Source organism: Microvirga sp. P5_D2 (assembly GCF_054049475.1).
In genome coordinates, this window is sequence record NZ_JBFUMH010000259.1 from 1 (window position 1) to 4,937 (window position 4,937).

Here is a 4,937-nt window from a genome sequence, read left to right on the forward strand (position 1 = left end):
GGTTGTCTTCGCCCTGAATCACCCGCATCGCCGCGCGCGGTGCGAAGGACAGGAGGTAGCCTTTGCGGCTGCAGATCGAGCAATTGCACTCGATCACCTGATCAAGATCCGCTTCGACCTCGATCACCACCTTGCCGCAATGGCAAGAACCCTTGTGCAGCGTCATTCCTCAATCCCCCGATTGCCGCTCTCGTTAACCGAGCGCGGTCATGACCGTCACGATCAGGCCCGCGCCGATCACGGCCACGAACCTGTCGCCCATGGAGAGCGGTTCCACCCTCCCCTGGGCCGCCATCTGGCCGATAATCATATCCAGGATCAGGGAAACCGCAAACGGCCATGCCGCGGGCGGCACGGCCATCTGCTGCCATTCGGGGCGTTGCAGCATGACGAAACCGATCACGATGCCGGAGACCAGCACCGTACCGATGTAAAGTAGACGGCTTCTCGACAACGTCATGCGCGTGATCAAGCCTGGCTCACGGCCTTATTGCCGAGCGCCGCCTGTGCGGCGGCAAGGCGGGCAATCGGGACGCGATAAGGCGAGCAGGACACGTAGTCGAGGCCCGTCTCCTGGCAGAAGTGGATCGAAGCCGGATCGCCGCCGTGCTCGCCGCAGATGCCGAGCTTGATGTTAGGCCTGGTCTTCTTGCCGCGCTCGACCGCGAGCTTCACCAGTTCGCCCACGCCTTCCTGGTCTATGGTGACGAACGGATCGGCGGGCAGCAGGCCCTTCTGCGTGTACGGCCCCAGGAACGACGCCGCATCATCGCGCGAGATGCCGAGCGTGGTCTGCGTGAGATCGTTGGTGCCGAAGGAGAAGAACTCCGCCGATTCCGCGATCTCGCCCGCACGCAACGCCGCGCGCGGCAGCTCGATCATCGTGCCGACCTGATACTCGACCTTCACGCCGCTTTCCTTCGCAACGGCCTCGGCCATGGCGACGATGCGCTCCTTCACAAGGTCGAGTTCGGCCTTCGCCATGACGAGCGGCACCATGACCTCCGGCACCACCGGCTGGCCCGTGGTCTTGCCGGCTTCCACCGCCGCCTCGAAGATGGCGCGCGCCTGCATCTCGGCGATTTCCGGATAGGCCACCGCCAAGCGGCAACCGCGGAAGCCGAGCATCGGGTTGAACTCGTGCAGCTCCACCGCGCGGCGCTTCAGCTTCTCGACGGAAGTGTTCATCGCTTTCGCGACTTCCTGCATCTCTTCTTCCGAATGCGGCAGGAACTCATGCAGCGGTGGATCGAGCAGGCGGATCGTGACCGGCAAGCCGCTCATGATCGTGAACAGCTCGACGAAGTCCTTGCGCTGCATGGGGAGCAGTTTGCTGAGCGCCGCGCGACGTCCCGCCTCGTCATCGGCAAGGATCATCTCGCGCACTGCGACGATGCGGTCGCCTTCGAAGAACATGTGCTCCGTGCGGCAAAGCCCAATGCCTTCGGCACCGAAATTGCGCGCGGTCTTCGCATCGAGAGGCGTTTCCGCATTGGCGCGCACCTTCATGTGGCGCACCTTGTCGGCCCAGCCCATGAGGGTTGCGAACTCGCCCGACAATTCGGGCTCAAGCATTTTCACCTGGCCGAGCAGCACTTGGCCGTTCGAGCCGTCGATGGTGAGGACTTCGCCCTTAGCGAATGTCTGGCCCGCAATCGTCATGGTCTGCTTGGCGTAGTCCACGCGGATCGAGCCCGCGCCGGACACGCAGGGCTTGCCCATGCCGCGCGCGACCACCGCCGCGTGAGAGGTCATCCCACCGCGTGTGGTGAGAATACCCTCGGCCGCATGCATGCCGTGAATGTCCTCGGGCGAGGTTTCGACGCGCACGAGAATGACCTTGCGGCCCGCCTTCTTGGCGGCCTCCGCATCGTCGGAGTTGAACACGATCTCTCCGCTAGCCGCGCCTGGCGATGCGGGCAGTCCGGTCGCGATAATCTTGCGCTCGGCCTTCGGATCGATGGTGGGATGCAAGAGCTGGTCGAGGGCTGCGGGCTCGACGCGGGTCACCGCCTCTTCCTGCGTGATCAGGCCCTCGGAGGCGAGCTCCACGGCGATGCGCAGGGCCGCCTTCGCGGTGCGCTTTCCGTTGCGGGTCTGGAGCATCCAGAGCTTGCCCGTCTCTACCGTGAATTCCATGTCCTGCATGTCACGGTAATGTTTTTCGAGAATGCCGTAGATGCGCACGAGTTCGTTGTAGGCCTCGGGCATCTCGCCTTCCATCGAAGGCTTGTTGGAGCCCGATGCGATGCGTGCTTTCTCGGTGATGTCCTGCGGTGTGCGGATGCCGGCCACCACATCCTCGCCCTGCGCGTTGATGAGGAACTCGCCATAGAGTTCGCTCTCGCCGGTGGAGGGATTGCGGGTGAAGGCGACGCCGGTGGCGGAGGTCTCGCCCATGTTGCCGAACACCATGGCCTGCACGTTCACCGCCGTTCCCCAGCTCGCGGGGATGGCATGCAGCTCACGGTACTTGATGGCGCGGTTGTTCATCCAGGAGCCGAACACGGCGCCGATGGCGCCCCAGAGCTGCTCATGCGGCTCCTGCGGGAACGGCTTGCCGAGTTCCTTCTCGACCAACGCCTTGTAGCGCGGGATCAGGGACTTCCAATCGTCCGCCGTGAGATCCGTGTCGAGGGTATAGCCCCTGCGGTCCTTGAACTCGTCCAGCACTTCCTCGAAGTGATGGTGGGACAGGTCGAGCACCACATTGGAATACATGGTGATGAAGCGGCGATAGGAGTCGTAGGCGAAGCGCTCGTCGCCCGCGCCCTTGGCGAGAGCCTGAACGGTCACGTCGTTGAGGCCGAGATTGAGCACCGTGTCCATCATGCCCGGCATCGACGCGCGGGCGCCGGAGCGGACGGAGACGAGAAGCGGGTTTTCCGCATCGCCGAAGGTGCGGCCCGTCAGCTTGCCGATATAGGCCAGAGCGTTCTCGACCTGGGTTTTCAATTCCTGCGGATAGGAATTGCCGTGATCGTAATAATAGGTGCAGACTTCCGTGGTGATGGTGAAGCCCGGAGGAACCGGCAGTCCGAGATTGGACATTTCGGCAAGGTTCGCCCCCTTGCCACCGAGCAGGTTCTTCATTCCTGCCTGGCCTTCGGCCTTACCGTCACCGAAGGTGTAAACCCACTGCGTCATCGCTAGACCCCTTGGCTCAAAAAACGCCCTGCTGCAGCGCAGATGTTGGCTTGAAGCATATGGCACCAAAACGCAACCTGAACGGCCAAGGTTCCTAAGTTGCGTAAGGAGTAACCAATGGGGTCAAGATAGGGTAAGCGCCCTCTTCCATCTACGGCAGGAACACCATTCAGCAATAAAAATGGCCGGGACATGCCCGGCCATTTTTCAAATCCTGTAATCCCGTATCAGACGCGGTAGCGTCCGTTGCGTTTCACGTAGACCGTGGTGCCGGTGGGAACGCGCTCGTAGAGATCGACCACGTCCTCGTTGRGCATGCGCACGCAGCCTGAGGAGACCTGATCGCCGATGCTCCAGGGCTCGTTGGTGCCGTGAATGCGGAACAGGATGTCCTGGCCGTTCTGGTAGAGATAGAGCGCGCGGGCGCCGAGCGGATTGTCGAGACCGGCCTCGCGGTGCTCCGGCAGGTTGGGGTTGATACCCTTCATGGTGCTGGTAGGACGCCAGGACGGCCACACGCCCTTGCGGCCGACGGAGGCCACACCCTTCCAAGAGAAGCCCTGCTTGCCGACGCCGACGCCGTAGCGAATCGCCTTCTTGTCTGGCTGCACGAGGTAGAGCATGCGCTCGTCGATATCGACCACGATGGAGCCGGGCTTTTCGGAGCCTTCATAAGTAACGGTCTGCTTGGCGTATTTCGCCTCCATCAGCCTGCGGTCGACCAGCGGCACGTCGAACGGCTTGTCGGGCATGGAGCCGATATACCAAGCGGCATCCTCATCGACCGCGGCCTGGACGGTCGGGGCGGGCTGCTGGGCGGTTTGGCAGGCGGCGAGAGAAGCGCTCAAGAGAGCGCCGAGAAGCAGGCGACGGATCATCGTGAATCTACCAAGTAAGGTGTTGCCGCCTACCTAGAACCATGAGGGGCCTTTGGCTGTGCCCCCCATGCAACACCTTAATGGGAATTAACTCTATTACCCTTCGATCCGGGAGAAATCCGCCACCGTGCGGGTCGCCTCACGGATATCGTTGAGAAGCCGCAAGCGGTTGGCGCGAAGGGCCGGATCTTCCGCATTCACAGTCACCTTGTCGAAAAACGCATCGACAGGCTGGCGCAGGCGCGACAAAGCGCGCATCGCCCCCTCGAAATCCTCCGATCCGACCGCCTCTCGCGCTTCGTCCTTCGCCCCGTGGAGAACGACGGCCAGCGCCTTCTCCTCGATCAGACCTTGGCTGTTCACGATTTCGAGATCGGGAGCCTCGTTATAGGACCGCCCATCCTTCTTCTCCTCGATGCGCAGGATGTTCGCCGCGCGGCGATAACCGGCGAGCAGATTCGCGCCATCCTCGGTATCGAGGAAGCGTCCGAGCGCCTCCACGCGGCGGACGGCCGAGAGGAGATCGTCCTGCCCTTCGAGCGCGAATACGGCGTCGATAAGATCATGACGCGCGCCCTGATCGCGGAGATACACCTTCAAGCGGTCGGCGAAGAAGGCGAGGAGATCGAGCGCGCGCGCATACATGATCCGCGCCAGCTTCTCGGCATTCGCCAAGTGCCGTTCCCGGAAAATAAATTCCAGGTCTGGAATGGTGGGGTGCGCAACGATCGAGGCGAAAGCACTATCCTCGATAGCTTCGACGAGTTTTTTGACCTTCAGGAAGTCCTCGAAGAGAGCATCCTTCGCATCTCGTGCAAATGGCTTCGCGAGCAGAGAAATCAGCGGAAGCTTGATATTGTTTTCAAGCACCAACCTAATCACGCCCAAAGCCGCACGACGCAGCGCGTAAGG

The 4,937-nt window shown here is 62.1% G+C and carries 5 protein-coding genes; all 5 read right to left on the reverse strand.

The features are described from left to right. Positions 1-166: GFA family protein (locus ACXJKO_RS29810; protein WP_457094643.1), on the reverse strand; the 166-nt coding region annotated here is incomplete at its 3' end. Between the two features lie 27 nt (positions 167-193). Next, positions 194-460 (reverse strand): hypothetical protein, encoded by a 267-nt coding sequence (locus tag ACXJKO_RS29815; protein ID WP_457094639.1) that lies wholly within the window; start codon positions 458-460, stop codon positions 194-196. 8 nt (positions 461-468) lie between these two features. Beyond that, entirely contained in the window at positions 469-3,147 is a 2,679-nt protein-coding gene (gene ppdK, locus ACXJKO_RS29820) for a pyruvate, phosphate dikinase (RefSeq protein ID WP_457094640.1), read from the reverse strand. Positions 3,148-3,374: 227 nt separating this feature from the next. Next, complete coding sequence (locus ACXJKO_RS29825) at positions 3,375-4,025, reverse strand: L,D-transpeptidase (protein WP_457094641.1); 651 nt, start codon at positions 4,023-4,025, stop codon at positions 3,375-3,377. 96 nt (positions 4,026-4,121) lie between these two features. Further along, positions 4,122-4,937 (reverse strand): glycine--tRNA ligase subunit beta (locus tag ACXJKO_RS29830; RefSeq protein WP_457094642.1); only part of this gene is annotated, 816 nt, incomplete at its 5' end.

Coding starts and splice junctions, on each gene's coding strand:
- ppdK (WP_457094640.1), bottom strand. CDS start 3,147: ATGACGCAGTGGGTTTACACCTTCGGTGACGGTAAGGCCGAAGGCCAG.
- ACXJKO_RS29815 (WP_457094639.1), bottom strand. CDS start 460: ATGACGTTGTCGAGAAGCCGTCTACTTTACATCGGTACGGTGCTGGTC.